The organism is Citrobacter sp. ANG330 (genome assembly GCF_047467925.1).
GTDB classification, from domain to species: Bacteria; Pseudomonadota; Gammaproteobacteria; order Enterobacterales; family Enterobacteriaceae; genus Citrobacter_A; species Citrobacter_A amalonaticus_G.
Genome location: NZ_JASJUI010000005.1, coordinates 206,486 through 233,282, shown reverse-complemented (window position 1 = coordinate 233,282; position 26,797 = coordinate 206,486). Strand labels below are relative to the sequence as shown.

Genomic DNA, 26,797 nt, shown 5'->3' with positions numbered 1-26,797 from the left:
AAATACAAGAGGGGTGTTCCTGCGGTATAAGTTGAAAATACCCCCTTCACCAGCAGCACGTGAACAAGTTTCGTCAGGGTAATAAATCAAATATTTATTGACTTAGGTCACCGGATACTTTAACCAATATAGACATACAGCACAGACAGATTACCCGTCATACTTCGAGTTGCATGTGCGTTGGCTGCTTTCGTTCACCCCAGTCACATAGTTTTCTATGCTTCAGGGTCTTCACGCAATTGCCGCCTTCCTGCAACACGAATTATTTAGGGTAAATAATTACAGAGTACACAACATCCATGAAACGCATCAGCACCACCATTACCACAACCATCACCATTACCACAGGTAACGGTGCGGGCTGACGCGTACAGGAAACACAGAAAAAAGCCCGCACCTGAACAGTGCGGGCTTTTTTTTCGACCAAAGGTAACGAGGTAACAACCATGCGAGTGTTGAAGTTCGGCGGTACATCAGTGGCAAATGCAGAACGTTTTCTGCGGGTTGCCGATATTCTGGAAAGCAATGCCAGGCAGGGGCAGGTAGCGACCGTACTTTCTGCCCCCGCTAAAATTACCAACCATCTGGTGGCGATGATTGAAAAAACCATCGGAGGTCAGGATGCATTGCCCAATATCAGCGATGCCGAACGTATTTTCGCCGAACTTCTGCAGGGACTCGCCGACTCCCAGCCTGGCTTTCCGCTGGCGCAGTTGAAAGTGTTTGTTGAGCAGGAATTTGCCCAAATTAAGCATGTATTACATGGGATCAGTCTGCTTGGGCAGTGCCCGGACAGCATTAACGCCGCGCTCATCTGCCGCGGCGAAAAGATGTCGATCGCCATCATGGCGGGGTTACTGGAAGCGCGCGGCCATCAGGTTACCGTTATCGATCCGGTCGAAAAACTGCTGGCAGTGGGGCATTACCTCGAATCTACCGTCGATATTGCCGAATCGACTCGCCGCATTGCTGCCGGGCGCATTCCTGCGGACCACATGGTGCTGATGGCCGGTTTTACCGCCGGTAATGAGAAAGGCGAACTGGTGGTGCTGGGGCGCAATGGCTCCGATTACTCCGCGGCAGTCCTGGCGGCCTGCTTACGTGCCGATTGTTGCGAGATCTGGACAGACGTCGACGGCGTTTACACCTGCGATCCGCGGCAGGTGCCTGACGCCAGGTTGCTGAAGTCGATGTCGTACCAGGAAGCGATGGAGCTTTCCTATTTCGGCGCGAAAGTCCTTCACCCTCGTACAATTACCCCCATCGCGCAGTTCCAGATCCCTTGCCTCATCAAAAATACCGGAAATCCGCAGGCGCCGGGTACGCTGATTGGCGCCAGTCGCGATGAAGACGATCTGCCGGTGAAGGGCATTTCTAACCTGAATAATATGGCGATGTTCAACGTCTCCGGTCCTGGCATGAAAGGGATGGTGGGAATGGCGGCTCGCGTCTTTGCGGTGATGTCCCGCGCAGGCATTTCCGTGGTGCTGATCACTCAGTCATCCTCTGAATACAGTATCAGTTTCTGCGTGCCGCAGGCGGACTGTGCCCGCGCACAGCGAGCTTTGCAGGATGAGTTCTATCTCGAACTTAAAGAGGGCGTACTGGAACCGCTGGCGGTCACCGAACGGCTGGCGATTATCTCCGTCGTCGGGGATGGCATGCGGACGCTGCGCGGAATTTCGGCGAAATTCTTTGCCGCTCTGGCGCGTGCGAATATCAATATCGTGGCGATTGCTCAGGGCTCCTCCGAGCGTTCCATTTCGGTGGTGGTTAATAACGACGATGCCACGACGGGCGTACGCGTCACCCATCAGATGCTGTTCAATACCGATCAGGTGATCGAAGTGTTTGTTATCGGCGTCGGTGGTGTAGGCGGTGCGTTACTGGAACAGCTTAAGCGTCAGCAAACCTGGCTGAAGAAAAAACATATCGATCTGCGCGTGTGCGGCGTAGCGAATTCGAAAGCGCTGTTGACCCATGTGCATGGCCTGAACCTGGAAAACTGGCAGGCTGAACTGGCGCAAGCGAAAGAGCCGTTCAATCTTGGTCGCTTAATTCGCCTGGTGAAGGAATATCACCTGCTGAACCCGGTGATTGTGGACTGTACGTCCAGTCAGGCGGTTGCCGATCAATATGCTGATTTCCTGCGCGAAGGGTTCCACGTGGTTACGCCGAACAAAAAGGCGAATACCTCGTCGATGGATTACTACCATCAGTTGCGTTTCGCTGCCGCGAAGTCACGGCGCAAATTCCTCTATGACACCAACGTGGGGGCGGGTTTGCCGGTGATCGAAAACCTGCAAAACCTGTTGAATGCGGGTGATGAATTGCTGAAGTTCTCCGGCATCCTGTCCGGTTCGCTGTCATTTATCTTCGGTAAGCTCGACGAGGGTATGAGCCTCTCTGAAGCGACCCGTATCGCGCGTGAAATGGGTTATACCGAGCCGGACCCGCGTGACGATCTTTCGGGAATGGACGTGGCGCGCAAGCTGCTGATCCTTGCCCGTGAAACCGGACGCGAGCTGGAGCTCTCGGATATCGTCATTGAACCGGTTCTGCCAAAAGAATTTGATGATTCTGGCGACGTCTCCGCGTTTATGGCGAACCTGTCGCGACTGGATGATGCCTTCGCCGCGCGCGTGGCGAAAGCCCGTGATGAGGGCAAAGTATTGCGCTATGTTGGCAACATCGAAGAAGACGGCGTCTGCCGGGTGAAGATTGCCGAAGTGGACGGTAACGATCCGTTGTACAAAGTGAAAAACGGCGAAAACGCGCTGGCGTTCTACAGCCACTACTATCAGCCGCTGCCGTTGGTTCTGCGCGGTTATGGTGCAGGTAACGACGTCACGGCGGCAGGGGTGTTTGCTGATCTGCTGCGCACTCTCTCATGGAAGCTAGGAGTTTAACATGGTTAAAGTTTATGCCCCGGCTTCCAGTGCCAATATGAGCGTTGGATTTGATGTGCTTGGGGCGGCGGTGACGCCAGTTGATGGTTCACTATTGGGCGATGTGGTAACGGTCGAGGCGGCGGACGATTTCAGCCTGAATAATCTGGGCCGTTTTGCCGACAAACTGCCGCCAGAACCGCGAGAGAATATTGTTTACCAGTGCTGGGAGCGTTTCTGTCAGGAACTGGGTAAACAAATTCCGGTGGCGATGACGCTGGAAAAGAATATGCCGATCGGCTCCGGATTAGGTTCCAGCGCTTGCTCCGTCGTGGCCGCGCTGGTGGCGATGAATGAGCACTGCGGTAAGCCGCTCAATGACACACGCCTGCTGGCGATCATGGGCGAGCTGGAAGGGCGTATCTCCGGCAGTATTCATTACGATAACGTCGCGCCGTGTTTCCTCGGCGGTATGCAGTTGATGATCGAAGAAAACGGCATTATCAGTCAGCAGGTGCCAGGCTTTGATGAGTGGCTGTGGGTGCTGGCTTATCCTGGCATTAAAGTCTCCACGGCAGAAGCGCGGGCGATTTTGCCTGCGCAGTATCGTCGCCAGGATTGCATTGCCCACGGGCGTCACCTGGCAGGGTTTATTCACGCCTGCTATTCCCGCCAGCCTGCGCTTGCGGCGAAACTGATGAAGGATGTGATTGCCGAACCGTACCGCGAACGTCTGCTGCCTGGTTTTGCTCAGGCGCGTCAGGCCGTCGCGGAAATTGGCGCGCTGGCGAGCGGTATTTCCGGTTCAGGGCCGACGCTGTTTGCGCTCTGCGATAAAACGGAGACCGCGCAGCGCGTGGCGGACTGGCTTGGCAGTCACTATCTGCAAAATCAGGAAGGCTTTGTTCATATTTGCCGGCTGGACACGGCGGGCGCACGAGTACTGGGATAATTGATGAAACTCTACAATCTTAAAGATCACAACGAACAGGTTAGTTTTGCGCAGGCCGTCACGCAGGGGCTGGGTAAAAATCAGGGGCTGTTTTTCCCGCACGAACTGCCGGAATTCAACCTGACAGAAGTGGATGAGATGCTGAACCTGGACTTTGTCAGCCGCAGCGCGAAGATCCTTTCGGCGTTTATTGGCGATGAAATCCCACAGGAGATCCTCGAAGAACGCGTACGCGCTGCTTTTGCTTTCCCGGCGCCGGTTGCCCGGGTGGAAGGCGATGTCGGCTGTCTGGAGTTGTTCCATGGCCCGACGCTGGCGTTTAAAGATTTCGGCGGGCGTTTTATGGCGCAGATGCTGACCCACATCAGTGGTGACAAGCCGGTGACCATTCTGACGGCGACTTCTGGTGATACTGGAGCGGCGGTAGCGCATGCGTTTTATGGTCTGCCGAACGTGCGCGTGGTGATCCTCTATCCGAATGGCAAAATCAGTCCGCTGCAGGAAAAACTGTTCTGCACGCTGGGTGGCAACATTGAAACTGTCGCCATCGATGGTGATTTTGATGCCTGCCAGGCGCTGGTTAAACAGGCGTTTGATGATGAAGAGCTGAAAGCGGCGCTGGGGCTGAATTCGGCAAACTCTATCAACATCAGTCGGCTGCTGGCGCAGATTTGCTACTACTTTGAAGCCGTGGCGCAATTGCCGCAGGAAGCGCGGAATCAGCTGGTGGTTTCTGTCCCGAGCGGCAACTTTGGCGATCTGACGGCGGGCCTGCTGGCGAAATCTCTCGGCCTGCCGGTGAAGCGTTTTATCGCCGCCACCAACGTTAACGACACCGTGCCACGCTTCCTGCAGGACGGGCAGTGGGCGCCAAAAGCGACTCAGGCGACGTTGTCTAACGCGATGGATGTTAGTCAGCCAAACAACTGGCCGCGCGTAGAGGAACTGTTCCGCCGTAAAATCTGGCGTCTGAACGAGCTCGGTTATGCGGCGGTGGATGATGAGACCACGCAGGAAACGATGCGCGAACTGAAAGCAAAGGGCTACACTTCTGAGCCTCATGCCGCCGTGGCTTACCGCGCTCTGCGTGACCAGCTCAATCCGGGCGAGTACGGCCTGTTCCTCGGCACGGCGCACCCGGCGAAGTTTAAAGAGAGCGTGGAAGCGATCCTCAATGAAACGCTGGATCTGCCGAAAGAACTGGCCGAACGCGCGGATCTACCGCTGCTTTCGCAACATTTGCCTGCGGATTTTGCCGCTCTGCGTAAGCTGATGATGACGCGCTAAACAGTGTGCCCGGTGGCGCCATCGCTTACCGGGCCTGTCAGACGGTGGAGATGGGCAGGCCGGATAAGGCGTAGCCGCCATCCGGCGAAATGCGCATTACTGCTCGTGACGCTTAAACACCAGTTCGCCGTTGCCAGACGCGGCTTCATCAAAGAAGTAACCTTCACTGTTAAAGTCCGTGAGCTGTTCTGGCGTCGTCAGGCGATTTTCAATGATATAACGGCTCATCAGGCCGCGCGCTTTTTTGGCGTAGAAGCTGATGACTTTGAACGTGCCGTTTTTCTCGTCGAGGAAGACGGGTTTAATCAGCTCGGCATTGAGTTTTTTCGGCTTCACTGAACGAAAATATTCATCTGAGGCAAGGTTAATCACCACCTGATCGCCCTGTGCGGCGAGCGCTTCATTTAGCTTATCCGTGATGACATCGCCCCAGAACTGATACAGATCCTTCCCTTTGGCGTTCTCCAGACGAATGCCCATTTCCAGACGATAAGGCTGCATTAGATCCAGCGGGCGCAGCACGCCGTACAAACCTGAGAGCATACGCAAATGCTGCTGGGCAAAATCGAAATCGGCTTCGCTGAAGGTGTCGGCCTGTAATCCGGTATAGACATCGCCTTTGAAGGCCAGAATGGCCTGACGTGCGTTTTCCGGCGTGAAGTCCGGCTGCCAGTCGTGAAAACGGGTGGCGTTCAGATCGGCGAGCTTATCGCTGATGTGCATCAGTTTACCGATTTGTGGGGCAGAAAGTTGGCGTGCCACGTGAATCAGCTGCTGGGAATAGTCCAGCAGCTCAGGCAGCGTATAGCGTGTTGTTGCCAGCGGGCTCTGGTAGTCGAGCGTTTTTGCAGGTGAAATCAGAATCAGCATATCCAGTCCTTGCAGGAAATTTACTGCGACTGTAGCAAAAAACAGGGCTGAGTTGATCGATAGTTGCGATTAGTCTCGCGGTATATCGTCCCAGGCATCCGGCGCCAGTTGCTGTCCGATGTCCGGATAGCGCAGTGGATCAAAGACCGGACGAATGCCCAGTTTGCGCTGACGCAGGTAGTCGCTGGCCAGAGTATGTACAACCGGAGAAAGCAGTAATATCGCCGTCAGGTTGGTGATCGCCATACAGGCCATGATGATATCCGCCATTTGCCACAGCAGCGGGAAGCTGAGCAAGGTTCCGGCTATGACGGTTGAACAGGTGGTAATGCGTAAAACCCAGATGATGCGCTTATTGTCCAGGTTCAGAAAGTACAGGTTGTTTTCCGCATAGATGTAGTTGACCACGATAGAGCTGAAGGCAAACAGAATCACAATGATCGCAACGAACGCCGCGCCCCAGTCTCCGACCAGCGTATTCATGGCCTTCTGCAGCAGTTGGATCCCTTCCATCGGCGCATAGGTGGCGTCGTTACCGGCCAGTAAAACCAGCATTGCCGTTGCACTACAGACGATCAGCGTATCGATAAAAATACCAATCATTTGCACAATCCCCTGCGCCGCAGGATGCGGTGGCCAGGATGCGGCGGCAGCAGCCGCGTTAGGCGTAGAGCCCATTCCGGCTTCATTGGAAAACATGCTGCGTTGGAAACCGCTGGTTAACGCCTGACTCAGCGTGTATCCCGCCACGCCGCCCGCCGCTTCTTGCCAGCCAAACGCGCTTTTAACAATGGAGATAATGATATCCGGCAGTTGTTCGAGGTTGATCAGACAAACCACCAGACTGGTGATCACCCACATCAGCGCCATCAAGGGGACGAACCACTGCATCATCCGCGCCACGCCTTTCATCCCCCGAACGATGACCAGCAGGGCGGCGAGCGCCATGACGCAACCGGTGACGACCGGTGGAAAATCGAAAGCGAATTTCAGCGCGCGGGCAACGGAGTTGGCCTGTACGCTATTGAACACCAGTCCATAGGCTACCAGCAAAAAGATGGCGAACAGAACCCCCATCCAGCGCATGCCTAAACCGCGTGCCATATACCAGGCGGGGCCGCCGCGAAACTGACCATGGCGATCGCGCTCTTTGTAAAGCTGTGCGAGGGAACATTCAGCAAACGAGGTCGCCATACCAATGATAGCGGCGACCCACATCCAGAACACAGCGCCTGGTCCACCTGCGGTAATGGCCAGCGCCACACCCGCCAGGTTACCGCTACCGATACGAGCGGCAAGGCTGGTGCACAGCGACTGAAACGAGGTTAACCCACCCGGCTGCGGACTAATACTGTTTTTCAGACTTCTGCCAAACTGGCGGATATAACGAAATTGTACGAAGCCTGTGCGCCAGGTAAACCAACATCCTGCTCCGAAGAGCAGATAGATCATCACCGATCCCCAGAGCACATCATTAATAAACGTGAAAAAATCAGGCATTAACATCCCTCTTGTTGCTGCCGGTACGCCTTAACAACCCTGTGTAAGCGTTACCAATTGTCGAATAGTATATACGCTGCCGGGCAATTGATAGCGACCGCGTAGTATACATGAGGTTGCGTACCTGAATGGGGCGTCACATCAAGCCCGGACCAGAAATTGTCCGCAGATGCCTTCATGGGGATAACCGCATTGTCTTCGGTTGCGCTGTCACAACGTCGTGTTATCATCAGGGCAGACCGGTTACATCCCCCTAACAAGCTGTTTAAAGAGAAACACTATCATGACGGACAAATTGACCTCCCTTCGTCAGTTCACCACCGTGGTGGCCGACACCGGAGACATCGCGGCAATGAAGCTGTATCAGCCGCAGGATGCCACAACCAACCCTTCTCTCATTCTTAACGCAGCGCAGATCCCAGAATACCGTAAGCTGATTGATGACGCTGTTGCCTGGGCTAAGCAGCAGAGCAGCGACCGCGCGCAGCAGATTGTTGACGCTACCGACAAACTGGCCGTGAACATCGGTCTGGAGATCCTGAAACTGGTACCGGGACGTATCTCCACTGAGGTGGATGCGCGTCTGTCCTATGACACCGATGCCTCTATCGCCAAAGCGAAACGCATCATTAAATTGTATAACGATGCAGGTATCAGCAACGATCGTATTCTGATCAAGCTGGCGTCGACCTGGCAGGGCATCCGCGCTGCAGAGCAGCTGGAAAAAGAAGGCATCAACTGTAACCTGACGCTGCTGTTCTCCTTTGCGCAGGCGCGTGCTTGTGCGGAAGCTGGTGTGTACCTGATCTCCCCGTTCGTGGGCCGTATCCTTGACTGGTATAAATCCAATACCGACAAGAAAGAGTATGCGCCGGCGGAAGATCCGGGCGTGGTTTCCGTAACGGAGATCTACGAATACTACAAACAGCACGGCTACGAGACCGTTGTGATGGGCGCAAGCTTCCGCAACATCGGCGAAATCCTTGAGCTGGCCGGCTGTGACCGCCTGACCATCGCACCGGCACTGCTGAAAGAGCTGGCGGAAAGCGAAGGGGCTATCGAACGTAAACTCTCCTTCTCTGGCGAAGTGAAAGCGCGTCCGGAGCGCATCACCGAGTCTGAGTTCCTGTGGCAGCACAACCAGGATCCGATGGCGGTAGATAAACTGGCGGACGGTATCCGTAAGTTTGCTGTCGACCAGGAAAAACTGGAAAAAATGATCGGCGATCTGCTGTAATCCGTTGTGCCTGATATAGCGTGGCTGGTACGCCGGTCACGCTACCTCTTCTGAACCCTGTCTGTCCTTCCCTTCGCAGTGTATCATTCTGTTTAACGAGACTGTTTAAACGGAATAATCATGAACACCTTACGTATTGGCTTAGTTTCCATTTCTGACCGCGCCTCCAGCGGTGTCTATCAGGATAAAGGCATTCCGGCGCTTGAAGAGTGGCTATCGATGGCGCTGACCACCCCTTTCGAGGTCCAGACACGCTTGATTCCTGACGAGCAGGCCATCATCGAACAAACGCTGTGTGAGCTGGTGGACGAGATGAGTTGCCATCTGGTGCTCACCACTGGTGGCACCGGTCCTGCGCGTCGTGATGTGACGCCGGATGCGACCCTCGCGGTTGCCGATCGCCAGATGCCAGGCTTTGGCGAGCAAATGCGCCAGATCAGTCTGCACTTTGTGCCGACGGCGATCCTGTCGCGCCAGGTTGGGGTGATCCGTAAACAGGCGTTAATTCTCAATCTGCCCGGTCAGCCGAAATCGATCAAAGAGACCCTGGAAGGGGTGAAGGATGCCGAAGGGAATGTGGTCGTGGCGGGTATCTTCGCAAGTGTACCGTATTGTATACAGCTTCTTGAAGGGCCGTATGTGGAAACCGCGCCGGAAATCGTCGCATCTTTTCGCCCGAAAAGTGCAAGGCGTGATAGCAACGCCTGAGGACGTGAAGCCGCTGACAGGCTGTGGCCATCAGCGGTTTTTTTGGATGATGCCATCCAGTATTCAACTCGTTAAACCTGATATATCCCCACTTTCTGTGACCTCTCGAGGGTGTTAATTTTCTCACAAGAAATGTGTGAAAATTATCACGTAATACGAGGAGTACTCTCCCTACCATGCATCCTGATGAAATAATTTTTCCTTTCTTTGGATATGACATCAGGGAGCGTTAATGATGAAAATGAATACCCTCTGCGGAGGAGTACTGACGCTGGCAGTTCTCTTCTCGTGCGCCGCACAATCAACAGAATTAAAATATACCTATGGTTCGATAAATGCCGGATATGCTAACTGGAATAATGGATTCGTTAATACTCATCGTGGTGAGGTCTGGAAAGCCACGGCAGACTTTGGCGCGGTATTTGATAAAGGCGAATTTTATTCTTTTTATGAAAGTAATGTATTAAACCATCCGGTAGAGGGACGTAACCATGTTATGTCCGCGCAGACCCATATTCGTTTATTAGGATCTGATTTCAGTGTGATGGGGAAATTATACGGCCAGTTTGAAAATACCTGGGGCGATGAACTTAATATGATGTATGGCTTTGGCTATCTAGGCTGGTCTGGCCCTTCTGGTTTTTTTAAACCCTATATTGCGCTGCATAACCTCTCTAATGACTATACCTCCTCAAAACATGGGCAAGCCAACGGTCTGAATGGTTATGTTGTCGGTTGGACCTCCGCCTGGATGTTCGACCTGTGGGGGCAAAACATGGTGCTTTCCAACTGGAATGAATTTGAACTGGATCGTAATGACGCTTACGCAGAACAGCAACACGGTAGAAACGGGATTAACGGAGGATTAACGTTAGCCTGGAAATTCTATCCGCATTTAAAAGCCAGTGTGACATACCGTTATTTCGATAACAAACTCGGCTATGACAATTATGGGGACCAACTCATTTATATGCTCGGCTACGAGTTCTGATTTTTCTTTAACAAGGATTTTATGATGAAAAAACATGTTCTGGCCATTCTGGTCGGTACCGCACTGTGCTCCTCTGGCGCGGTAAATAATGTCGTTGCGGCAGAGAAAACGAGAGGTGATAGCAATAAGCCTAACGTTGTTATTATTCTTGCTGATGACTTAGGCTATGGCGATTTAGGTATTTACGGACATCCGGTCGTTAAAACGCCAAATATTGATAAGCTGGCACAGGAAGGGGTGCGCTTTACGCAATATTATGCCCCTGCGCCACTTTGTTCGCCTTCCCGCGCCGGGTTATTAACCGGACGAACGCCGTTTCGGACCAATATTCGTTCCTGGATCCCGGTAACGAAAAATGTTGCGCTGGGGCGAAATGAAAAAACGATAGCCAATTATTTAAAGGAACAAGGGTATGACACCGCGATGATGGGGAAATGGCACCTGAATGCAGGGGCTGACCGTCAGGATCAACCGCAGGCGAAGGAGGCCGGTTTTGACTATTCGCTGGTTAATGCCGCCGGATTCGTCACCAGCGATCTCGATAAGGTGAAAACGCGGCCCCGTTACGGCGTGGTCTATCCCAACGGCTTTTACCGTAACGGTAAAGCGCTGGGGACGGTTAACCAGATAAGCGGGGAATTTGTCAGCCAGGAGGCGATTAACTGGCTGGAGCATAAAAAAGATCGTAACCCGTTCTTTATGTATGTCGCCTTTACGGAAGTCCACAGCCCGCTCGCCTCGCCGAAAAAGTATCTGGAAATGTACAAAAACTACATGAGCGACTACGAGAAACAGCATCCGGACCTGTTCTATGCCGACTGGGCGGATAAACCTTATCGTGGCCCGGGCGAATATTACGCCAACATCAGTTATATGGATGCGCAGGTCGGGAAGGTGTTGGCAAAAATTAAGGCGATGGGTGAGGAAGACAATACCATTGTGATTTTTACCAGCGACAACGGTCCGGTGACGCGCGAAGCGCGTAAATGGTATGAGCTAAATCTTGCCGGTGAGACCGACGGATTGCGCGGACGTAAAGATAATTTGTGGGATGGCGGTATCCGTGTGCCGGCGATTGTGAAATACGGCAAGCACTTGCAACCAGGGACTATCTCTGATGTGCCGGTGAGTGGCCTGGATGTCCTGCCGACCCTCGCCGAACTTGCCCACTTTGCATTGCCGAAGGATCGCATCATTGACGGCGAATCCATCGTGCCGGTTCTTGAGGGGCAGAACATCACACGTCATAAACCGATTCTGACCGCAATCGATATGCCTTTCCAGGACGATCCGACCGATATGTGGGCATTGCGGGACGGCGACTGGAAAATGATTTTCGACCGAGAGAGCAAGCCGAAATATCTCTACAACCTGAAGTTGGATCGCGGCGAAACGATGAACCAACTGGGTAAGCAGCCGGACATTGAGAAGCGCCTGACGGCGGCTCTCGCCAGCTACAAAGAGAGCATTGAGCATGATGCATTAATGGAAGCTCGGGGCGATAAACCGACCGCTGTGGACTGGAACTAACGCGGGTTGCGGCTCTGCGGTTATCAAGACAGAGCCGCAACCGCAAAGGAAATCTGTGATGAAAAGTTGTCATGTCATGGTGAAGCCTACCGGGGCGCAATGCAATCTGGGCTGCGATTACTGTTTTTATCTTGATAAGGCTCATCTTTACCCGGATCGTCGCGACCGCTGTATGGATGATGAGACCCTTAAGCGGTTAGTCCGCCAGCAAATCGCCGCCCAGGATACCGAAGAGGTGATCTTTACCTGGCAGGGAGGAGAACCGACGCTCGCCGGACTGGACTTCTTTCGCCGCGCCGTGGCGCTGCAACAGGAACTGGCACAGGGTAAAACCATTATTAATACCTTCCAGACCAACGGGATTTTACTTGATGACGCCTGGTGCCAGTTTTTCCAACAGCAGCAGTTTCTGATTGGCATCTCGATCGATGGCGACGCCGCCCTGCACGACGTCTTTCGCAAAACCGTTTCCGGAAAACCCACGCATCAGCGTGTTGAGAAAGCGGTGAAATTGCTGCAACAGTATGAGGTGGCGTTTAACACCCTGACGGTAGTCAATGCCGTGAACAGTGAACATCCACTGCGGGTGTATGAATACCTTAAACACCTCGGCAGTCGTCATATGCAGTTCATTCCGCTGCTCGAAACCTCGCCTGATAGCGCCACCACCAGAAGTGTAAGCCCCGCTGCGTTAGGTACGTTTTTGAAAACTATTTTTTACCAGTGGGTGCGCCTGGATATTGGCATCATAGAAGTTCCCATTTTTGAGCATGCCTTTGCTGCCTGGTGCGGATTGCCCGCGTTGACCTGTGTCTTTGCGCCATCTTGCGGCAGCGCCTTTGCCCTTGAACAGAACGGAGACCTTTACCAGTGCGATCATTTTGTGAATCCTCAGCATTTGCTGGGTAATCTCCATCAGCAGACAATCAGGCAGATGCTTGATAGTGACAAAAATCAGCAGTTTGGTCATGCCAGGCAGCCACAAGCTCCGGAGTGTATCGCCTGTAAATATCGTTTTGCTTGTTACGGCGGATGCCCGAAAGACAGGGTGGCCTTTTCTTCACGTGGTCTTGCGGAACTCAATGCTTTTTGTGCGGGCTACCGCGCCTTCTTCGGCTTCGTCGAGCCGTATATGCTGATGATGAAATCGCTTTGGGAGCAAGGATATGCGCCATCCGATATCCGTCATTATCTGGGTTAATAAGGCGGATGCAGAATGACACGCTGGGAGCATGTGAACTGCTGCAAAACGATCGGTTGCTCTCTGTTCGGTGTCGCGCACAGCCCTGCCTGGCAATCTGCAGGTCTTAACTGTCGCTGTCCGGAATGCGGCTTTTTATTTCCGCTGATTTCAACCATGGCGCTCGACGCTTACAGTCAACAAACCAACCGGCATTATTCAGGCGTCATGTTGTGCTGCCCGGTTTGCGGACCAAAGGGAATGTTGGTCCGGCACGGGAAAAGCGGCAGTCAACGGCAACGCTGGCACTGCCGCACCTGTCATCGTTCCTTTACCCATTATGCGGGGCCCGTTGTTTATGACAGTCGACTCCTGGCGCTACGTGACGCCATTGCTGACGGTGCGTTGCTTCGGTCCGTCGAGGGGAGGAGTCAGGTGATGGGACGGGAACTCTCGCGACTGGCTTTTTGGGCCGGGGTTGAGCAGGTGCACTCCCAACGGGTATCGCTCGACGCTGAGTTTTCTACTGTAACGTTCAGGGTGCCTTTCAACAGCAGTGAAAGCCTGCTGTATGTCATTGTGACGGCAGAGAATAAAACGGGCAGGGTGATTGCGTTGTCGACGAATTATGTTGCTTCGCGCGAGGGCATTCCGGCGGAATGGATGTACTTCTGTGCACCCAGCGAGAAGATAAGCGCACAGGGCGTGGTGCGGCGGATTTTCGATAAGGACAGAACGATTGCCCGCCGTCCGCTCTATTATGATATCTCGTATGGCCCTGCGCGACTGAAGCGTGATGATGGTGGTGCAATCGTTAAACCCGTACTTGCGGCCTATCGCCACTTTGATCTGGTCTATGCGTTAACGCATGACCGCGTGTTGTCTGTGCAGCACTGGCTGGAGCATGAGTGTTTTTTGTATGGCGGCTGCCTGATGGCAAATCGTAATGAAGTGGTGAAACAAAGCACCCGGATGGGATTTGTCCATGAAATCGGCACTCGCGATGTGAGTCGGCGACTGCGCAGTGAAACCATTTTGTCTGATATTATCTGGCACGACACCTGGCATTGCTATTCGCAACGTGGCTATGAGTTAGCGGTCTGTTATCTTACCGGCGAACAGGGGCAGTCATCGTTTCGACACGCGATTCTAAAGCCCGCCCGCGTCTTTCAGAGCTGGCTCTACGTGCATCCCATCTGGTCACAGTTAACCCGACTGGCACCGCGTAATGTGGTTTGGTTACTGGAGTATCTGGCCGCGGAATATAACCGGGAATAATAAAAACGGCTGCCGGGAAGCAGCCGTGAGGACAATCAGTGTTTTTCGCCAATAGGCAGGATGGTACGGCCAAACTGTTCGTTCAGCACTTCACCCATCGCCAGATAAATGGCGCTTGCGCCACATACCAGGCCAACCCAGCCGGCAAAATGGATCACCGCTTCGTTACCCGCAATGTTACCCACAGCCAGCAAGGCGAACAGAACGGTCAGGCTCAGAAACACAAACTGCAGCGCACGTGCGCCGGTCAGCGTGCCGAAGAACATAAAGAGGGTGAATACGCCCCACAGACCCAGGTAGGCACCGAGGAACTGTGCATTCGGGGCTTCTGTCAGACCCATTTTCGGCATCAGCAGGATTGCAACCAGCGTCAGCCAGAATGAGCCGTAAGAGGTGAAGGCGGTCAAACCGAAGGTGTTTCCTTTTTTGTATTCCAGCAGGCCGGCAAAAATTTGCGCGATACCACCGTAGAAAATTCCCATCGCGAGAATAATACCGTCAAGGGCGAAGAAACCCGCGTTATGCAGGTTAAGCAGAATGGTGGTCATGCCGAAGCCCATCAGGCCCAGCGGTGCCGGGTTAGCCAACTTAGTGTTGCCCATAAATCCTCAAAATCATCATTAATTGAATGGTGAAATAGTTACCCCTGCCAAAACATGACACCGTTCGGGGCGCGGCATGATAATCAGGAGAGAAGGGGCTGTCTATGATCTGATAAGGGGAAAATGGATTATTTTCCCCAGTGATGAACATCACGCTCTTGTGGCGTTATAGACCCGACGCAAACAGGCAATTTGCAGCAGCGCCTACCGGGCCGCCGAGACCTGCGCCGCGAAGCAAACCGTGGCCCAATACACTCATCGCGGCATGGGTGCGTAGAATTCGGGTGAGCTGACCGGAGAGGAGGTGTGAAACCCCTTTTGCCAGTTGGCGATCTTTCAGCAGGAGCGGCAGCAACTCTTCCAGTTTAATGACTTTGGCGTTGATGGCTTGCAGGAATTCCTGTCGCTGTTCTGCGTCCATTTTTTGCCAGGTGTTACGGAGAAAAAGCAGCGGCTTAGTCGTCGCCAATAATTTTTAACGTCGCCATATCAGAAGAGTTCACCGTGTGACCCGAGAAGGTGATTTTGGAGACGCAACGCTTATTGTCGTTATCGCTATTGATGTTGATCCACTCAGTGGTCTGTCCTTCTTTAATCAGGTGCGGAATATTCAGGCTCTGATTAGCGCTGCGAGAGGCTTTGAAATAGACGGACGCGCCGCTAAGCTGGACGTCGCCGTGCCCGCTGGTTAACTGAATGCGTTTGACCGGGCGGCAGACGGGGATCTTCAGCGCCAGATCGTTGGTTTCATTTCGAGGCATTGCAATGATCCCCAATACCTTGTGGTCGTTAGCCTGAACGCTCGTGGTTAACAGAGCGCCCACCATCAGGCTGACGGAAAACGTCAGAATCGATTTCATGGTCTTTCTCGTTATTTAGGTCAGTAAAATGATCGTTATCTTACGCCCCTCATTGCAAGGATTCAGGTTCGTAATCTTTTCTTTTTATTACAATTTTTTGATGAATCATTCATTCTTTCTCATGCTTTTTGTGAATATTTAGGCCATCAAAAAGCTATCGCTGATCGTCTGTTCTGGTTTTAATGACGATTTATTGGGGTGGAGAGAGAAATTTTTTTTTCATTCCCCCCTTGATGAAGTGGGTTACGACCCCACTTAGTAGTCAACCGCAGTGGTGAGTCTGAAAAAAAACGAATCAGGTAGTTGAAACCGCACGTTTCGCCCTTATTACAGACTCACAACCACATGTTGACCGAATTTTTAGTGGAGACGTTTAGATGGGTAAAATTATTGGTATCGACCTGGGTACTACCAACTCTTGTGTAGCGATTATGGATGGCACTACTGCACGTGTGCTGGAGAACGCCGAGGGCGATCGCACCACGCCTTCTATCATTGCTTATACCCAGGATGGTGAAACTCTGGTTGGTCAGCCGGCTAAACGTCAGGCCGTGACAAACCCGCAAAACACCCTGTTTGCGATTAAACGCCTGATTGGCCGCCGCTTCCAGGACGAAGAAGTTCAACGTGATGTTTCCATCATGCCGTACAAAATCATTGGCGCCGATAACGGCGACGCATGGCTGGATGTGAAAGGTCAGAAAATGGCACCGCCGCAGATCTCTGCAGAAGTGCTGAAGAAAATGAAGAAAACGGCTGAAGATTACCTGGGTGAACCGGTAACTGAAGCAGTTATCACCGTACCGGCTTACTTTAACGATGCTCAGCGTCAGGCAACCAAAGACGCCGGCCGTATCGCAGGTCTGGAAGTAAAACGTATCATCAACGAACCGACTGCCGCCGCGCTGGCATATGGTCTGGATAAAGAAGTCGGTAACCGTACTATCGCGGTTTACGACCTGGGTGGTGGTACATTCGATATCTCTATTATCGAAATTGATGAAGTTGACGGCGAAAAAACCTTTGAAGTTCTGGCAACCAACGGTGATACCCACCTGGGTGGTGAAGACTTCGACAGCCGTATGATCAACTATCTGGTTGAAGAATTTAAGAAAGATCAGGGCATTGACCTGCGTAACGATCCGCTGGCCATGCAGCGCCTGAAAGAAGCGGCAGAAAAAGCGAAAATCGAGCTTTCTTCTGCGCAGCAGACCGACGTGAACCTGCCGTACATCACTGCAGATGCTACCGGTCCGAAACACATGAACATCAAAGTGACTCGCGCGAAACTGGAAAGCCTGGTCGAAGACCTGGTGAACCGTTCCATCGAGCCGCTGAAAGTCGCTCTGCAGGATGCTGGCCTGTCCGTCTCTGATATCAACGACGTTATCCTCGTTGGTGGCCAGACGCGTATGCCAATGGTGCAGAAAAAAGTGGCTGAGTTCTTTGGTAAAGAACCGCGTAAAGACGTGAACCCGGACGAAGCCGTGGCTATCGGTGCTGCCGTTCAGGGTGGTGTATTGACCGGTGATGTGAAAGACGTACTGCTGCTCGACGTTACCCCACTGTCTCTGGGTATTGAAACCATGGGCGGCGTAATGACGGCGCTGATCACCAAAAACACCACTATCCCGACCAAGCACAGCCAGGTGTTCTCTACCGCTGAAGACAACCAGTCTGCGGTAACCATCCATGTGCTGCAGGGTGAACGTAAACGTGCGTCTGATAACAAATCTCTGGGTCAGTTCAACCTGGATGGGATCAACCCGGCACCGCGCGGCATGCCGCAGATCGAAGTAACCTTCGATATTGATGCTGACGGTATCCTGCACGTTTCCGCGAAAGACAAAAACAGCGGTAAAGAGCAGAAGATCACCATCAAGGCCTCTTCTGGTCTGAATGAAGAAGAAATTCAGAAAATGGTTCGCGAAGCGGAAGCGAACGCTGAGTCTGACCGTAAGTTTGAAGAGCTGGTTCAGACCCGCAACCAGGGCGATCATTTGCTGCACAGCACTCGCAAGCAGGTTGAAGAAGCAGGCGAACAACTGCCGGCTGACGACAAAACGGCTATCGAGTCTGCACTGACCGCACTGGAAACGGCGCTGAAAGGCGAAGACAAAGCGGCTATCGAAGCGAAGATGCAGGAACTGGCGCAGGTTTCCCAGAAACTGATGGAAATTGCTCAGCAACAGCATGCGCAGCAGCAGGCGGGTTCCGCTGATACTTCCGCCAACAACGCGAAAGATGATGATGTTGTCGACGCTGAGTTCGAAGAAGTGAAAGATAAAAAATAATCGCCCTTTGAACGGGTAATTACTGGCACGGGCGAAGAGGTTTCCTCTCCGCCCGTGCACGCATGTTAAGGGCAGATAAAAAAGATGGCGAAGCTTGATTATTACGAGATTTTAGGCGTTTCCAAAACAGCGGAAGAGCGTGAAATCAAAAAGGCCTATAAGCGGCTGGCCATGAAGTTTCACCCGGACCGTAACCAGGGTGATAAAGAGGCCGAAGCCAAGTTTAAAGAGATCAAAGAAGCGTATGAAGTCCTGACTGACTCGCAAAAACGCGCCGCTTATGACCAGTATGGTCACGCCGCGTTTGAGCAGGGCGGTTTTGGCGGCGGCGCTGACTTCAGCGATATCTTTGGTGACGTTTTTGGCGATATCTTTGGCGGTGGTCGGGGTCGTCAACGTGCTGCGCGTGGGGCCGATTTACGTTACAACATGGATCTCACCCTGGAAGAAGCCGTACGTGGCGTGACCAAAGAGATCCGCATTCCGACGCTGGAAGAGTGTGATGTCTGCCACGGCAGTGGCGCGAAAGCGGGGACTCAGCCGCAGACCTGTCCAACCTGTCATGGTTCCGGCCAGGTGCAGATGCGTCAGGGGTTCTTCGCGGTTCAGCAAACCTGTCCGCACTGTCAGGGACGCGGTACGCTGATTAAAGATCCGTGCAATAAGTGCCACGGTCATGGTCGTGTCGAGAAGAGCAAAACGCTGTCGGTTAAAATCCCGGCTGGCGTGGATACCGGTGACCGAATTCGCCTCTCCGGCGAAGGTGAAGCCGGTGAGCACGGCGCACCGGCAGGGGACCTGTATGTTCAGGTTCAGGTGAAACAGCACCCAATTTTCGAACGTGAAGGCAACAACCTGTACTGTGAAGTGCCGATCAATTTTGCGATGGCTGCACTCGGCGGCGAGATTGAAGTGCCGACGCTGGATGGTCGCGTGAAGCTGAAAGTACCCAGCGAAACGCAGACCGGAAAACTGTTCCGTATGCGCGGCAAAGGCGTGAAGTCGGTTCGTGGTGGCGCGCAGGGCGATTTACTGTGCCGTGTCGTAGTCGAAACGCCGGTTGGTCTCAATGAGAAGCAAAAACAACTGCTCAAAGATCTGCAGGAAAGCTTTGGCGGTCCAACGGGTGAACACAACAGCCCGCGCTCCAAGAGTTTCTTTGACGGCGTGAAAAAGTTCTTTGACGATTTGACGCGCTAATCACCTCTTGCCATATCGCTCATAAAGCCTGGGATTGCGAGATCTCAGGCTTTTTTATTTTATGTCTCTATAGATCGGAAAAAGCGAGCGTTCTATCATGGATAATCTGGTTTTAACGATTATTTATGAAAGGTATGATAGTAATTACGAAGTATTCACCTTATAGAGAGAATAAAAAGTGAAACATCTGCATCGTTTCTTTAGCAGTGATGCCTCTGGGGGCATCATTCTTATCATCGCCGCAGTGCTGGCCATGCTGATGGCCAATATGGGTGTGACCAGCGGATGGTATCACGCCTTTCTCGAGACGCCTGTCCAACTGCGCGTTGGCGCGCTTGAGATCAATAAAAACATGCTGTTGTGGATTAACGACGCCCTGATGGCGGTGTTTTTCTTGTTGATTGGCCTTGAGGTCAAGCGCGAGTTAATGCAGGGCTCTCTGGCAAGTCTGCGCCAGGCGGCTTTCCCGGTGGTTGCCGCCATCGGCGGAATGATTGTCCCGGCGCTGCTGTATCTGGCATTCAACTATGCCGATCCGATCACTCGCGAAGGCTGGGCGATCCCGGCTGCCACAGATATCGCGTTTGCGCTGGGCGTTCTGGCGCTGCTCGGCAGCAGGGTGCCGTTGGCGCTGAAAATTTTCCTCATGGCGCTGGCGATCATCGACGATCTCGGCGCGATAGTCATTATTGCTCTGTTTTATACCAACGATCTGTCGATGGTTTCGCTGGGCGTTGCGGCGTTTGCCATAGCATTGCTGGCGCTTCTGAATCTGTGCGGCGTCCGGCGCACGGGGGTGTACATCCTCGTTGGCGCGGTACTGTGGACCGCCGTGCTGAAATCCGGCGTCCATGCGACGCTGGCAGGGGTGATTGTCGGCTTTTTCATTCCATTGAAAGAGAAATACGGGCGTTCCCCCGCGAAGCGTCTGGAACATGTTCTGCATCCGTGGGTGGCGTATCTGATCCTGCCGCTGTTTGCCTTCGCCAATGCGGGCGTTTCTTTGCAGGGCGTGACGATGGACGGGCTGACCTCCATTCTGCCATTGGGCATTATTGCGGGTCTGCTGGTGGGCAAGCCGCTGGGGATCAGTTTGTTCTGCTGGCTGGCGCTGCGCCTTAAGCTGGCGCATCTGCCGGAGGGAACCTCATTCCCGCAAATTATGGCGGTCGGCATCCTGTGCGGCATTGGCTTTACGATGTCGATCTTTATCGCCAGCCTGGCCTTTAGCAGCGTGGATCCAGAGCTGATTAACTGGGCGAAGCTAGGGATCCTGATTGGCTCCCTGCTGTCGGCGGTGATTGGCTACAGCTTGCTGCGCGCGCGTTTACGCCCGTCTGCCTGAACGGGCGAATTAGCTGGGGAGCCTCTTATGGCTCCCACTTTGTCACATTTATCAGAGTGAGTGTATGTCCCATATTAATTACAACCATCTCTATTATTTCTGGCACGTCTATAAAGAGGGCTCAGTGGTCGGTGCGGCGGAGGCGCTCTATTTAACGCCGCAAACCATCACCGGGCAGATTAAAGCGCTTGAGGAGCGCCTGCAGGGTAAACTCTTCAAGCGTAAGGGGCGCGGTCTGGAGCCCAGCGAACTCGGCGAACTGATTTTTCGCTATGCGGATAAAATGTTTACCCTCAGCCAGGAGATGCTGGATATCGTGAACTACCGTAAAGAGTCCAATCTGTTATTTGACGTTGGCGTGGCGGATGCGCTGTCGAAGCGACTGGTCAGCAATGTACTGGATGCCGCTGTCGTTGAAGGGGAACAGATCCACCTGCGCTGTTTTGAATCGACCCATGAGATGCTACTGGAGCAGCTCAGCCAGCATAAGCTCGACATGATCATCTCGGACTGCCCGATTGACTCAACGCAGCAGGAAGGGCTGTTTTCGGTGAAGATTGGCGAGTGTAGCGTAAGCTTCTGGTGTACCCAACCGTTACCGGAAAAATCCTTCCCGGCCTGCCTGGAAGAGCGACGTCTGCTGATCCCTGGACGGCGTTCGATGTTGGGGCGCAAGTTACTGAACTGGATTAATTCCCAGGGGCTGAAGGTTGAAATTCTGGGGGAGTTTGACGACGCCGCATTGATGAAAGCCTTTGGTGCGACGCACAACGCGATTTTCGTGGCCCCGACACTCTATGCGAATGATTTTTACGCAGATGACTCGGTGGTCGAAATTGGTCGCGTGGAGAATGTGATGGAGGAATATCATGCCATCTTTGCCGAGAGGATGATTCAGCACCCGGCGGTTCAGCGTATCTGCAATACAAACTATTCGGCGTTATTTACGCCCCAGAACAAATAGTCCAGACATAAAAAAACCCGCTTGCGCGGGTTTTTTCACAAAGCAACAATCAACAGGCGATTAAGCCAGTTTGTTGATCTGTGCAGTCAGGTTAGCTTTATGACGTGCAGCTTTGTTTTTGTGGATCAGACCTTTAGCAGCCTGACGGTCCACGATTGGTTGCATTTCGTTAAATGCTTTCAGTGCAGTAGCTTTGTCGCCAGCTTCGATAGCTGCGTATACTTTCTTGATGAAAGTACGCATCATAGAGCGACGGCTTGCGTTGTGCTTACGAGCCTTTTCAGACTGAACGGCGCGCTTCTTAGCTGATTTGATATTAGCCAAGGTCCAACTCCCAAATGTGTTCTATATGGACAATTCAAAGGCCGAGGAATATGCCCTTTTAGCCTTCTTTTGTCAATGGATTTGTGCAAATAAGCGCCGTTAATCTCGCGGCACTCGTTACGTAGTGATGGCGCAGGATTCTACCAGCTTGCGGGCTGTGAATACAGCTTTTCAGCGATAAAAATTGAATTGCGTTGTCAGTGGACGGTGAGTTTTGTCTCAGGGTAATGAAATCCATCTGCTTTCTGTTTCACCACATCAATCGCCGGTTAACCTTGACCGCCGTACAAGGTATACTTTGGCGATTTTCACTGTTTTGAGCCAGACATGAAGCTGATACGCGGCATACATAATCTCAGTCAGGCCCCGCACGGGTGTGTGCTGACTATTGGTAATTTCGACGGCGTGCATCGTGGTCATCGTGCGCTGCTGCAAGGTTTGCAGGAAGAAGGGCGCAGACGTGGCTTACCGGTGATGGTGATGATTTTCGAACCACAGCCGCTTGAACTGTTTGCGACGGACAAAGCGCCTGCGCGCCTGACCCGCCTGCGTGAGAAATTGCGTTATCTTGCGCAATGCGGCGTCGACTACGTGCTGTGTGTGCGATTTGACCGCCGTTTTGCCGCCCTCACGGCACAGAACTTTATCAGCGATCTGCTAGTGAAGCGTCTTGGGGTGCAATTTCTCGCGGTGGGTGATGATTTCCGCTTTGGCGCTGGTCGCGAAGGCGATTTCTTGTTATTACAGAAGGCGGGTGTGGAATATGGTTTCGATATTACCAGCACCCAAACCTTCTGCGAGGGTGGCGTTCGTATCAGCAGTACCGCCGTGCGTCAGGCGCTGGCGCAGGACAACCTGTCTCTTGCCGAAAGCCTGCTGGGCCATCCGTTTACCATCTCTGGTCGCGTTGTGCACGGTGATGAACTTGGACGCACCATTGGTTTCCCGACGGCAAATTTACCGCTGCGTCGTCAGGTTTCCCCGGTTAAAGGGGTCTATGCGGTAGAAGTGATGGGGCTTGGCGAAAAGCCATTGCCCGGTGTGGCAAACATCGGGACACGTCCGACGGTCTCGGGCGTGCGCCAGCAACTGGAAGTGCATTTGCTGGATATTGCAATGGACCTCTACGGTCGCCATATAGATGTAGTGCTGCGTAAAAAAATACGCAATGAACAGCGATTTGCCTCGCTGGATGAACTCAAAGCGCAGATTGCGCGTGATGAATTAACTGCCCGTGATTTTTTTGGGCTAACAAAACCGGCTTAAAGGCCTGGGTAATCAATACGGAACCGAGAATCTGATGAGTGACTTTAAATCAACCCTGAATTTGCCGGAAACAGGGTTCCCGATGCGCGGCGATCTCGCGAAGCGCGAACCGGGAATGCTGGCGCGTTGGACTGATGATGACCTGTACGGCATCATTCGTGCGGCCAAAAAAGGCAAAAAAACCTTCATTCTGCATGATGGCCCTCCTTATGCGAATGGCAGCATTCATATTGGTCACTCGGTTAACAAGATTCTGAAAGACATTATCGTGAAGTCCAAAGGACTCGCGGGATATGACTCGCCTTATGTTCCGGGTTGGGACTGCCACGGTCTGCCAATCGAGCTGAAAGTGGAGCAGGAATTCGGTAAGCCGGGTGAGAAATTTACCGCTGCGGAGTTCCGTGCGAAGTGCCGTGAATATGCAGCGACGCAGGTTGACGGCCAGCGCAAAGACTTTATCCGTCTGGGCGTGCTTGGCGACTGGTCTCATCCGTATTTGACCATGGACTTCAAAACTGAAGCCAATATCATTCGCGCGCTGGGCAAAATCATCGGTAACGGTCATCTGCATAAAGGCGCGAAGCCGGTGCACTGGTGCGTTGACTGCCGTTCTGCGCTGGCAGAAGCGGAAGTCGAATATTATGACAAAACCTCTCCGTCCATTGATGTGGCCTTCGTTGCCGCCGATCAGGACGCGGTGAAGGCCAAATTTGGCGTCTCCTCCGTTAACGGCCCGATTTCGCTGGTTATCTGGACCACCACGCCGTGGACCCTGCCCGCAAACCGTGCGATCTCCCTTGCGCCGGACTTTGACTATGCGCTGGTACAGATCGACGGTCAGGCGGTGATCCTCGCCAAAGATCTGGTTGAAAGCGTGATGCAGCGTATTGGCGCGACGGACTTTACCGTTCTCGCTACCGTAAAAGGGGCGGAGCTTGAACTGCTGCGCTTTACCCATCCGTTTATGGGCTTCGACGTTCCGGCGATCCTCGGCGATCATGTAACGCTGGATGCTGGTACGGGCGCTGTGCATACCGCGCCAGGCCATGGTCCGGATGACTATGTCATCGGCCAGAAATACGGTCTGGAAGTCGCTAACCCGGTAGGACCGGACGGCGCTTATCTGCCGGGCACCTATCCGACGCTGGACGGAGTGAACGTCTTTAAGGCGAACGATATTGTGGTTGCGCTGTTGAGCGAAAAAGGCGCGCTGTTGCACGTCGAGAAAATGCAGCACAGCTATCCGTGCTGCTGGCGTCATAAGACGCCTATCATCTTCCGTGCGACCCCGCAGTGGTTTGTCAGCATGGATCAGAAAGGTCTGCGCGAGCAGTCGCTGAAAGAGATCAAAGGCGTGCAGTGGATCCCGGACTGGGGCCAGGCGCGTATCGAGTCAATGGTTGCCAACCGCCCTGACTGGTGTATCTCCCGTCAGCGTACCTGGGGCGTGCCGATGTCTCTGTTCGTTCACAAAGACACTGAAGAGCTGCATCCGCGCGCCATCGAACTGATGGAAGAAGTGGCGAAGCGCGTTGAAGTTGATGGTATTCAGGCCTGGTGGGATCTGGACCCGAAAGAGATTCTGGGCGACGAAGCCGATCAGTACGTGAAAGTGCCGGATACTCTGGACGTCTGGTTTGATTCAGGATCCACACATGCCTCCGTTGTGGATGTGCGTCCGGAATTCGCCGGTCAAGCCGCGGATATGTATCTGGAAGGCTCCGACCAGCACCGTGGCTGGTTCATGTCTTCGCTGATGATCTCCACGGCGATGAAAGGCAAAGCGCCGTATCGCCAGGTACTGACTCACGGCTTTACCGTCGACGGTCAGGGCCGCAAGATGTCCAAATCCATCGGCAATACCGTTTCGCCGCAGGATGTGATGAACAAACTGGGCGCGGACATTCTGCGTCTGTGGGTCGCCTCTACCGACTACACCGGTGAAATGGCGGTTTCGGATGAGATCCTCAAACGTGCCGCCGACAGCTATCGTCGTATCCGTAACACTGCGCGTTTCTTGCTGGCGAACCTGAACGGGTTTGATCCGGTTAAAGACATGGTGAAACCGGAAGAGATGGTGGTTCTGGACCGATGGGCGGTGGGCTGCGCGAAAGCGGCACAGGAAGATATCCTGAAAGCGTATGAAGCGTACGATTTCCATGAAGTGGTACAGCGCCTGATGCGCTTCTGCTCTGTGGAAATGGGCTCGTTCTATCTTGATATCATCAAAGACCGTCAGTACACCGCGAAGGCAGACAGTGTGGCGCGTCGTAGCTGTCAGAGCGCGCTCTGGCATATCGCGGAAGCGCTGGTTCGCTGGATGGCGCCGATCATGTCCTTCACCGCAGATGAAATCTGGGGTTATCTGCCGGGCGATCGCGAGAAATATGTCTTCACTGGCGAATGGTACACCGGCCTGTTTGGTCTGGCGGATACCGAAGCGATGAACGACGGTTTCTGGGATGTGCTGCTGCAGGTTCGTGGCGAAGTGAACAAGGTCATCGAACAGGCGCGTGCCGATAAGAAAGTGGGTGGTTCTCTGGAAGCGGCAGTGACACTGTACGCGGAACCTGAACTGGCGGCTAAGCTGACTGCGCTGGGCGACGAATTACGATTTGTCCTGTTGACCTCCGGGGCGAAAGTCGCGGACTATGCCGGGGCTTCTGCGGATGCTCAGCAAAGCGAACTGCTCAAAGGGCTGAAAATTGCATTGAGTAAAGCCGAAGGTGATAAGTGTCCGCGCTGCTGGCACTACACCACCGATGTCGGCAAGGTGGCGGAACACGCAGAAATCTGCGGCCGCTGTGTCAGCAACGTCGCCGGTGATGGCGAAAAACGTAAGTTTGCCTGATGAGTAAGCCTCTTTGTTCAACAGGGCTACGCTGGCTGTGGCTGGTGGTAGTCGTGCTGATTATCGATTTGGGCAGCAAGTACCTGATCCTCCAGAATTTTGCTCTGGGGGATACGGTATCGCTGTTCCCGTCGCTTAATCTGCATTATGCGCGTAACTATGGTGCGGCGTTTAGCTTCCTCGCCGATAGCGGCGGCTGGCAACGCTGGTTCTTTGCCGGTATCGCGATCGGTATCTGTGTCATTCTGGCGGTTATGATGTACCGTTCGAAAGCCACGCAGAAGCTGAATAACATCGCATACGCTTTAATCATTGGTGGTGCGTTAGGAAACCTGTTCGATCGTCTGTGGCATGGCTTCGTTGTCGACATGATCGATTTCTACGTCGGGGACTGGCATTTTGCGACCTTCAACCTGGCGGACACAGCGATTTGTGTCGGTGCCGCGTTGATTGTGCTGGAAGGTTTCCTGCCGAAAAAGCAGGCGTAACAAAATGCCGGATGGTGCTGATCAGGTGTTGTAGGCCTGATAAGCTTAGCGCCATCAGGCAAACATGTGCCGGATGGCGGCGTAAACGCCTTATCCGGCCTACAAAATAGCGCGATCCTTGTAGGCCCGATAAGCGCCAGCGCCATCGGGCTAACAGGGGAGTCACAACAAGTGAGCAACCT

At 53.3% G+C, this 26,797-nt stretch carries 22 protein-coding genes, 2 pseudogenes and 1 other annotated feature; of the genes and pseudogenes, 18 read left to right on the top strand and 6 right to left on the bottom strand.

Annotation, left to right across the window (positions count from 1 at the left end; genetic code table 11):
* Positions 1-299: 299 nt before the first annotated feature.
* The 4 genes from thrL (at position 300) to thrC (ending at position 5,127) form a co-directional block, all read left to right on the top strand.
* Positions 300-365, top strand: coding sequence for a thr operon leader peptide (gene thrL, locus QNN88_RS13810; protein ID WP_001386572.1), 66 nt, complete (start codon positions 300-302; stop codon positions 363-365).
* Positions 301-421: a sequence feature (Thr leader region), on the top strand. Its footprint overlaps the gene before it by 65 nt.
* Before the next feature lie 25 nt (positions 422-446).
* Positions 447-2,909: a bifunctional aspartate kinase/homoserine dehydrogenase I gene (gene thrA / locus QNN88_RS13805; RefSeq protein WP_414240722.1), complete on the top strand. Its 2,463-nt coding sequence runs from the start codon at positions 447-449 to the stop codon at positions 2,907-2,909.
* 1 nt (position 2,910) lies between these two features.
* Positions 2,911-3,840: a homoserine kinase gene (gene thrB / locus QNN88_RS13800; RefSeq protein WP_414240721.1), complete on the top strand. Its 930-nt coding sequence runs from the start codon at positions 2,911-2,913 to the stop codon at positions 3,838-3,840.
* 3 nt (positions 3,841-3,843) lie between these two features.
* Positions 3,844-5,127 carry a threonine synthase gene (gene thrC / locus QNN88_RS13795; RefSeq protein WP_414240720.1) on the top strand — a complete coding sequence of 428 codons (1,284 nt, stop codon included), beginning with the start codon at positions 3,844-3,846 and terminating at the stop codon, positions 5,125-5,127.
* Between the two features lie 96 nt (positions 5,128-5,223).
* On the opposite strand, the gene yaaA is transcribed toward thrC, so the two are convergent.
* Both yaaA and QNN88_RS13785 read right to left on the bottom strand, forming a co-directional pair.
* Positions 5,224-5,997, bottom strand: a complete 774-nt coding sequence (gene yaaA, locus QNN88_RS13790) for a peroxide stress protein YaaA (RefSeq protein ID WP_414240719.1) — start codon at positions 5,995-5,997, stop codon at positions 5,224-5,226.
* 69 nt (positions 5,998-6,066) lie between these two features.
* On the bottom strand, positions 6,067-7,497 hold the full coding sequence (locus QNN88_RS13785; RefSeq protein WP_414240718.1) for an alanine/glycine:cation symporter family protein: 1,431 nt from the start codon (positions 7,495-7,497) through the stop codon (positions 6,067-6,069).
* A 283-nt stretch (positions 7,498-7,780) separates the two neighbouring features.
* Here QNN88_RS13785 and tal point away from each other — a divergent pair, with 283 nt between their 5' ends.
* From tal to QNN88_RS13755, 6 genes are all read left to right on the top strand, one after another.
* The gene (tal, locus tag QNN88_RS13780) at positions 7,781-8,734 is read left to right on the top strand and encodes a transaldolase (protein ID WP_414240717.1); all 954 of its coding nucleotides are present in this window, start codon (positions 7,781-7,783) and stop codon (positions 8,732-8,734) included.
* A 120-nt stretch (positions 8,735-8,854) separates the two neighbouring features.
* Positions 8,855-9,442: a molybdopterin adenylyltransferase gene (mog, locus tag QNN88_RS13775; RefSeq protein ID WP_414240716.1), complete on the top strand. Its 588-nt coding sequence runs from the start codon at positions 8,855-8,857 to the stop codon at positions 9,440-9,442.
* 235 nt (positions 9,443-9,677) lie between these two features.
* Positions 9,678-10,433, top strand: coding sequence for an outer membrane protein OmpK (locus QNN88_RS13770; RefSeq protein WP_414240794.1), 756 nt, complete (start codon positions 9,678-9,680; stop codon positions 10,431-10,433).
* Between the two features lie 24 nt (positions 10,434-10,457).
* The gene (locus QNN88_RS13765; RefSeq protein WP_414240793.1) at positions 10,458-11,963 is read left to right on the top strand and encodes a sulfatase; all 1,506 of its coding nucleotides are present in this window, start codon (positions 10,458-10,460) and stop codon (positions 11,961-11,963) included.
* A gap of 58 nt (positions 11,964-12,021) precedes the next feature.
* Positions 12,022-13,164 (top strand): anaerobic sulfatase maturase, encoded by a 1,143-nt coding sequence (locus QNN88_RS13760; RefSeq protein ID WP_414240715.1) that lies wholly within the window; start codon positions 12,022-12,024, stop codon positions 13,162-13,164.
* 15 nt (positions 13,165-13,179) lie between these two features.
* Positions 13,180-14,421 (top strand): hypothetical protein, encoded by a 1,242-nt coding sequence (locus tag QNN88_RS13755; protein WP_414240714.1) that lies wholly within the window; start codon positions 13,180-13,182, stop codon positions 14,419-14,421.
* 35 nt (positions 14,422-14,456) lie between these two features.
* Here QNN88_RS13755 and satP read toward each other — a convergent pair whose 3' ends face one another.
* The 3 genes and pseudogenes from satP to QNN88_RS13740 form a co-directional block, all read right to left on the bottom strand.
* On the bottom strand, positions 14,457-15,023 hold the full coding sequence (satP, locus tag QNN88_RS13750; protein ID WP_046475236.1) for an acetate uptake transporter: 567 nt from the start codon (positions 15,021-15,023) through the stop codon (positions 14,457-14,459).
* A gap of 190 nt (positions 15,024-15,213) precedes the next feature.
* Positions 15,214-15,468 (bottom strand): annotated as a pseudogene (locus tag QNN88_RS13745) (hypothetical protein); the annotation flags it as partial.
* Between the two features lie 10 nt (positions 15,469-15,478).
* Positions 15,479-15,883: a DUF2541 family protein gene (locus tag QNN88_RS13740; RefSeq protein WP_414240713.1), complete on the bottom strand. Its 405-nt coding sequence runs from the start codon at positions 15,881-15,883 to the stop codon at positions 15,479-15,481.
* Positions 15,884-16,260: 377 nt separating this feature from the next.
* Between QNN88_RS13740 and dnaK the strand changes: the two genes are divergently transcribed.
* From dnaK to nhaR, 4 genes are all read left to right on the top strand, one after another.
* Complete coding sequence (dnaK, locus tag QNN88_RS13735; RefSeq protein WP_414240712.1) at positions 16,261-18,177, top strand: molecular chaperone DnaK; 1,917 nt, start codon at positions 16,261-16,263, stop codon at positions 18,175-18,177.
* Positions 18,178-18,261: 84 nt separating this feature from the next.
* The gene (dnaJ, locus tag QNN88_RS13730) at positions 18,262-19,377 is read left to right on the top strand and encodes a molecular chaperone DnaJ (RefSeq protein WP_414240711.1); all 1,116 of its coding nucleotides are present in this window, start codon (positions 18,262-18,264) and stop codon (positions 19,375-19,377) included.
* A 178-nt stretch (positions 19,378-19,555) separates the two neighbouring features.
* Positions 19,556-20,722 (top strand): Na+/H+ antiporter NhaA, encoded by a 1,167-nt coding sequence (nhaA, locus tag QNN88_RS13725; protein WP_414240710.1) that lies wholly within the window; start codon positions 19,556-19,558, stop codon positions 20,720-20,722.
* 64 nt (positions 20,723-20,786) lie between these two features.
* Positions 20,787-21,686, top strand: a complete 900-nt coding sequence (gene nhaR / locus QNN88_RS13720) for a transcriptional activator NhaR (protein ID WP_414240709.1) — start codon at positions 20,787-20,789, stop codon at positions 21,684-21,686.
* A gap of 60 nt (positions 21,687-21,746) precedes the next feature.
* On the opposite strand, the gene rpsT is transcribed toward nhaR, so the two are convergent.
* A complete protein-coding gene (rpsT, locus tag QNN88_RS13715) occupies positions 21,747-22,010 on the bottom strand; it encodes a 30S ribosomal protein S20 (RefSeq protein ID WP_003018940.1) in 264 nt (87 codons plus the stop codon).
* 102 nt (positions 22,011-22,112) lie between these two features.
* Between rpsT and QNN88_RS13710 the strand changes: the two are divergent.
* The 4 genes and pseudogenes from QNN88_RS13710 (at position 22,113) to lspA (ending at position 26,615) form a co-directional block, all read left to right on the top strand.
* Positions 22,113-22,330, top strand: a pseudogene (locus QNN88_RS13710) (DUF2575 domain-containing protein).
* A gap of 7 nt (positions 22,331-22,337) precedes the next feature.
* The gene (gene ribF / locus QNN88_RS13705) at positions 22,338-23,276 is read left to right on the top strand and encodes a bifunctional riboflavin kinase/FAD synthetase (RefSeq protein ID WP_414240708.1); all 939 of its coding nucleotides are present in this window, start codon (positions 22,338-22,340) and stop codon (positions 23,274-23,276) included.
* Between the two features lie 34 nt (positions 23,277-23,310).
* Entirely contained in the window at positions 23,311-26,127 is a 2,817-nt protein-coding gene (gene ileS, locus QNN88_RS13700; RefSeq protein WP_414240707.1) for an isoleucine--tRNA ligase, read from the top strand.
* On the top strand, positions 26,127-26,615 hold the full coding sequence (gene lspA, locus QNN88_RS13695; RefSeq protein ID WP_414240706.1) for a signal peptidase II: 489 nt from the start codon (positions 26,127-26,129) through the stop codon (positions 26,613-26,615). Before ileS ends, lspA begins: the two co-directional genes overlap by 1 nt.
* The last annotated feature ends 182 nt before the right edge of the window (positions 26,616-26,797 follow it).

What these genes read in the sequence shown, in the direction of transcription:
- lspA (WP_414240706.1), top strand. Translation starts at nt 26,127, where the DNA reads ATGAGTAAGCCTCTTTGTTCAACAGGGCTACGCTGGCTGTGGCTGGTG.
- nhaR (WP_414240709.1), top strand. Translation starts at nt 20,787, where the DNA reads ATGTCCCATATTAATTACAACCATCTCTATTATTTCTGGCACGTCTAT.
- thrA (WP_414240722.1), top strand. Translation starts at nt 447, where the DNA reads ATGCGAGTGTTGAAGTTCGGCGGTACATCAGTGGCAAATGCAGAACGT.
- QNN88_RS13760 (WP_414240715.1), top strand. Translation starts at nt 12,022, where the DNA reads ATGAAAAGTTGTCATGTCATGGTGAAGCCTACCGGGGCGCAATGCAAT.
- thrC (WP_414240720.1), top strand. Translation starts at nt 3,844, where the DNA reads ATGAAACTCTACAATCTTAAAGATCACAACGAACAGGTTAGTTTTGCG.
- tal (WP_414240717.1), top strand. Translation starts at nt 7,781, where the DNA reads ATGACGGACAAATTGACCTCCCTTCGTCAGTTCACCACCGTGGTGGCC.
- mog (WP_414240716.1), top strand. Translation starts at nt 8,855, where the DNA reads ATGAACACCTTACGTATTGGCTTAGTTTCCATTTCTGACCGCGCCTCC.
- QNN88_RS13785 (WP_414240718.1), bottom strand. Translation starts at nt 7,497, where the DNA reads ATGCCTGATTTTTTCACGTTTATTAATGATGTGCTCTGGGGATCGGTG.
- ileS (WP_414240707.1), top strand. Translation starts at nt 23,311, where the DNA reads ATGAGTGACTTTAAATCAACCCTGAATTTGCCGGAAACAGGGTTCCCG.
- QNN88_RS13740 (WP_414240713.1), bottom strand. Translation starts at nt 15,883, where the DNA reads ATGAAATCGATTCTGACGTTTTCCGTCAGCCTGATGGTGGGCGCTCTG.
- thrB (WP_414240721.1), top strand. Translation starts at nt 2,911, where the DNA reads ATGGTTAAAGTTTATGCCCCGGCTTCCAGTGCCAATATGAGCGTTGGA.
- QNN88_RS13765 (WP_414240793.1), top strand. Translation starts at nt 10,458, where the DNA reads ATGAAAAAACATGTTCTGGCCATTCTGGTCGGTACCGCACTGTGCTCC.
- dnaK (WP_414240712.1), top strand. Translation starts at nt 16,261, where the DNA reads ATGGGTAAAATTATTGGTATCGACCTGGGTACTACCAACTCTTGTGTA.
- QNN88_RS13755 (WP_414240714.1), top strand. Translation starts at nt 13,180, where the DNA reads ATGACACGCTGGGAGCATGTGAACTGCTGCAAAACGATCGGTTGCTCT.
- QNN88_RS13770 (WP_414240794.1), top strand. Translation starts at nt 9,678, where the DNA reads ATGAAAATGAATACCCTCTGCGGAGGAGTACTGACGCTGGCAGTTCTC.
- yaaA (WP_414240719.1), bottom strand. Translation starts at nt 5,997, where the DNA reads ATGCTGATTCTGATTTCACCTGCAAAAACGCTCGACTACCAGAGCCCG.
- ribF (WP_414240708.1), top strand. Translation starts at nt 22,338, where the DNA reads ATGAAGCTGATACGCGGCATACATAATCTCAGTCAGGCCCCGCACGGG.
- satP (WP_046475236.1), bottom strand. Translation starts at nt 15,023, where the DNA reads ATGGGCAACACTAAGTTGGCTAACCCGGCACCGCTGGGCCTGATGGGC.
- dnaJ (WP_414240711.1), top strand. Translation starts at nt 18,262, where the DNA reads ATGGCGAAGCTTGATTATTACGAGATTTTAGGCGTTTCCAAAACAGCG.